We start from the raw sequence: 4376 nt of genomic DNA, 5'->3' as shown, positions 1-4376 counted from the left end.
GCTTGAACTCTCGACTGAACTTCCTGCGCTTCGACATGAACACTCCTTTGGCCCAGTATCAGGCTTCTTGAAAGTGTCCGCGAGAACGGGGTAGAACCCTTCATACTGCTCACGCCGAGAAAATTCTCAAGCCTAAGGATGATTGGCGTGTTGGTACATTTGAACAGCTTGCTGGTCCAGTCAGAACCGGCCCTTTCGGGTCGCTACTGCATAAATCAGACTACATCGAAGGTGGGATACCGATAGTCAATCCAGCCAACATCGTTGATGGACGAATTGTTCCAATGGTAACGAAGTCCGTATCCACAACAGCAGCCAAACGACTTTCCGCTTATCGGCTCCAAGCAGGTGATCTCGTGATCGGCCGGCGCGGTGAAATGGGACGGTGCGCCGCCGTAACGGAGCGCGAGTCAGGCTGGCTTTGCGGTACGGGTAGCTTTTTCGTGCGCGCTGGCTGCCGTAAAACAGCCGAAATCCTCGCATCAATCCTACGAAGTCGCGCAAGTATCGAAAAACTAACCGCGATCGCTAGCGGCGCGACCATGCTCAACTTGAGCAATACCGCACTGGCAAAGATGGACTTCAGCATGCCGAGTAGCAACAACGTCGATACATTGCTGGAGCGATTAGCAGCTTTGACCGATGCCAAATCAGATTTAACCTCTCGCTACGTGCAACAACGCTCCGACTTAACGAGCCTTCGCCAAGCCCTTCTTCACAAGGCATTTTCCGGCCAACTGATCTGATCCCATGCAGGAAACCGAAGCTGACACCCGCGCCAACCGCATCGATCCGGTGCTGCGGGCGGCCGGCTGGGGGGAGGTCGAGTGTTCCCGCATCTACCGGGAGCTGATCTGCCCGGGTCGCATCGTCGCCGGCGGCCAGCGCGCCAACCCGCTGTCCTGCGACTACGTGCTGAGCTACCGCGACCGCAAGCTGGCGGTGATCGAGGCCAAGCGCGCGGGGCTGGGCCACACCGATGGGGTCGGCCAAGCCAAGGACTACGCCCGCCGTCTGCAGGCACCGATGGCCTACTCCACCAACGGCATCGGCTGGTACGGCATCGACATGCGCTCCGGCGCCGAGGGCGACTTTGAACCACCCTTCCCGTCCCCGCAGGAACTCTGGGATCGCTGCTTCCCGGAAGGCAACGACTGGCGCGAGCGCTTCGGCGCGGTGCCGTTCGAGACCGGCGGCGGCAAGTGGCAGCCGCGCTACTACCAGCACAACGCCATTACCGCCGTGCTGGAGGCCATTGCCCAGGGACGCGAGCGCATCCTGCTGACCCTGGCCACCGGCACAGGCAAGACCTCCATCGCCTTCCAGATCGCCTGGAAGCTGTTCCACTCGTCCTGGAACCTGAGCCGCGATCCGGTGCGCCGCCCGCGCATCCTGTTCCTGGCCGACCGCAACATCCTCGCCAATCAGGCCTACAACGCCTTCTCGGCCTTCCCGGCCGACGCCCTCTGCCGCATCTCGCCGGACGAGATCCGCAAGCTGGGCAAGATCCCGAAGAACGCCAGCGTGTTCTTCACCATCTTCCAGACCTTCATGACCGGCGACCCGGATGCCGAGGACACCGAGTTCCGCTTCGAGGGCTACGCGCCGGACTTCTTCGACTTCATCGTCATCGACGAATGCCACCGCGGCGGCGCACGGGACGAGAGCACCTGGCGCGGCATCCTCGAATACTTCTCCCCCGCCGTGCAGCTCGGCCTGACCGCGACGCCCAAGCGCGACGTGAACGCGGACACCTACGGCTACTTCGGCGATCCGGTCTACACGTACGCGCTCAAGGAAGGTATCGGCGATGGCTACCTGACGCCGTTCAAGGTGCGGCAGATGGCCAGCACGCTGGACACCTACACGTTCTCGGATGATGACCAAGTGCTGTCTGGCGAGATCGACCGCGACCGGGAATACACGGAGGCGGACTTCAACACGAAGATCCAGATCGACGCTCGCGAGGAAAGCCGCGTGCAGGAGTTCATGGACCAGATCGACCAGCGCCAGAAGACGCTGGTGTTCTGCGCCACGCAGGATCACGCGGCGCGGGTGCGGAACTTCATCAACCAGATCAAGAACAACCCGGACCCGGACTACTGCCAACGGGTGACGGCGAATGACGGCGACCTGGGCGAGGAGCACCTGCGCCGCTTTCAGGACAACGAGAAGACGCTGCCGACCATCCTCACTACGTCGCACAAGCTGTCCACCGGCGTGGACGCCCGCAACGTGCGCAACATCGTGCTGCTGCGACCGATCAAGTCGATGATCGAATTCAAGCAGATCATCGGCCGCGGCACGCGCACCTTCGACGGCAAGGACTATTTCACCATTTACGATTTCGTGAAGGCTTACGAGCACTTCTATGATCCGGAGTGGGATGGCGAGCCGCTGCCGCCGGACGAACCGCCGGCCCGACCGCCGGGCGACCCCGACTATCCACCGCACGAACCCAAGCCCCCCGGCGGTGTTCGCGACGACGGATCTGGCGCAGGCGGTGAGCAAGCAGAGCGGGTGGTCGTGAAACTCGCCGACGGCAAGGAGCGCCGAATCCGCTACATCGCCTCGACCAGCTACTGGTCGCAGGACGGTCGCCCTCTGACGGCACAGGAGTTCGTGGAACAGCTCTTTGGCGATATCGGCGCGATCGTGACGTCCGAAGATGAACTGCGCGCGATCTGGAGCGACCCCGACCGCCGAACGGCGCTGCTGCAACGCCTTACCGAACTGGGCTACGACCACGACAAGCTGGACGACATGCGCCGGCTGATCGATGCACCGGACAGCGACATCTTCGACGTGCTGGCCTACATCCGCTTCACCCTCGCGCCGCTGGCCCGTTCCGAGCGGGCCGAACACGCCCGTTCCACAGGTCTGGCCGGCTACGAACCGGAGATGCGTGCGTTTCTGGACTATGTGCTGAACGCCTACACGGCTTATGGCATCGACGAGCTGGCACCCGCCAAGCTCGCCGACTTTCTGCGGATTCGCTATGGCGGGACCAATGATGCAAAACGGGTGCTGGGTTCAGTACCGGAAATCCGCAGTGCGTTTGTCAGCATCCAGGGCCATCTATTTCAGTCGCCCTGACTTTGATTCGGCTGGCGCGACAGCAGGTGTCGGCTAGTTGCGATCCAACTGCGACAAGTCCCGTACCGCACCACGGGCCGCAGACGTCGTCAGCGCCGCATAGGCCTGAAGCGCCTGCGACACCGTGCGAATCCGGTTGACCGGCTTCCAGGCCTGGTCGCCACGTGCGTCCATCGCCTCGCGTCGCTCGGCGAGCTGGGCGTCGGTCAGGTCGACGCGAATCACGCGGTTCGGGATGTCGATCACAATTGTGTCGCCCGGCTCGACCAGTCCGATGTCACCGCCCTCGGCGGCTTCCGGCGAGCAGTGGCCGATGGACAGGCCCGAGGTGCCGCCTGAGAAGCGGCCGTCGGTGATTAGCGCGCAGTCCTTGCCCAGGCCCTTGGATTTCAGGTAACTGGTCGGGTAGAGCATCTCCTGCATGCCGGGGCCGCCCTTGGGGCCTTCGTAGCGGATCAGCACCACGTCGCCTGCCTTGACCTGATCGCCGAGAATGCCGGCGATGGCCTCCTCCTGGCTTTCGAAGATCACGGCCGGGCCGGAAAACTTGAGGATCGAGGCGTCGACGCCGGCGGTCTTCACGATGCAGCCGTCGCGGGCGATGTTGCCGTAGAGCACGGCCAGACCGCCGTCCTTGGAATAGGCATGTTCGACATCGCGTATGCAGCCGGATTCGCGGTCCAGATCCAGATCCGGCCAGCTTGCGGCCTGGCTGAACGCCACCTGGGTCGGAATCCCGCCGGGCCCGGCGATGTAGCGGACTTCGGCTTCCGCCGCGTTGACGATGTCCCAGCGTGCCATGGCATCGCCCAGGGTGTGCTCGTGCACGGTGTGGCAGCCGCTGTGGATCAGCCCGCCGCGATCCAGCTCGGCGAGAATGCCGATCACGCCGCCGGCACGGTGCACGTCCTCGATGTGATACTTCTGGGTATTGGGCGCCACCTTGCACAGCTGAGGGACTTCGCGGCTCAGCCGGTCGATGTCCATCATGTTGAAGTCGACGCCTGCCTCCTGGGCCGCGGCCAGCAGGTGCAGGATGGTGTTGGTGGAGCCGCCCATGGCGATGTCCAGGGTCATGGCGTTCTTGAACGCCGCCTTGGAGCCGATGGCACGGGGCAGCAGGTGCGCTTCGTCACCTTCGTAGTAGCGCCTGGCCAGCTCGACGATGCGCTCGCCGGCTGTCTCGAACAGGCGGCGGCGATCGGCGTGGGTGGCCAGCACCGTGCCGTTGCCCGGCAGCGCCAGGCCCAGCGCCTCGGTCAGGCAGTTCATGGAGTTGG

3 protein-coding genes are annotated in these 4376 nt (G+C 63.4%); 2 read left to right on the top strand and 1 reads right to left on the bottom strand.

Features of this window, described 5'->3' with window-relative positions:
- Positions 1-284 precede the first annotated feature (284 nt).
- Complete coding sequence (locus ABNS06_RS00540; protein ID WP_348671940.1) at positions 285-746, top strand: restriction endonuclease subunit S; 462 nt, start codon at positions 285-287, stop codon at positions 744-746.
- 4 nt (positions 747-750) lie between these two features.
- A complete protein-coding gene (locus ABNS06_RS00535) occupies positions 751-3096 on the top strand; it encodes a DEAD/DEAH box helicase family protein (protein WP_348671938.1) in 2346 nt (781 codons plus the stop codon).
- Between the two features lie 33 nt (positions 3097-3129).
- Here ABNS06_RS00535 and ilvD read toward each other — a convergent pair.
- On the bottom strand, positions 3130-4376 hold a 1247-nt coding region (gene ilvD / locus ABNS06_RS00530), incomplete at its 5' end, for a dihydroxy-acid dehydratase (RefSeq protein WP_348671936.1).

The organism is uncultured Abyssibacter sp. (assembly GCF_964000955.1).
In the GTDB taxonomy this organism is placed as follows: Bacteria; Pseudomonadota; Gammaproteobacteria; order Nevskiales; family OUC007; genus Abyssibacter.
The sequence above is the reverse complement of the archived record's forward strand: the minus strand, read 5'-3'. Positions and strand labels throughout refer to the sequence as shown.

Coding starts and splice junctions, on each gene's coding strand:
- ABNS06_RS00535 (WP_348671938.1), top strand. CDS start 751: ATGCAGGAAACCGAAGCTGACACCCGCGCCAACCGCATCGATCCGGTG.
- ABNS06_RS00540 (WP_348671940.1), top strand. CDS start 285: ATGGTAACGAAGTCCGTATCCACAACAGCAGCCAAACGACTTTCCGCT.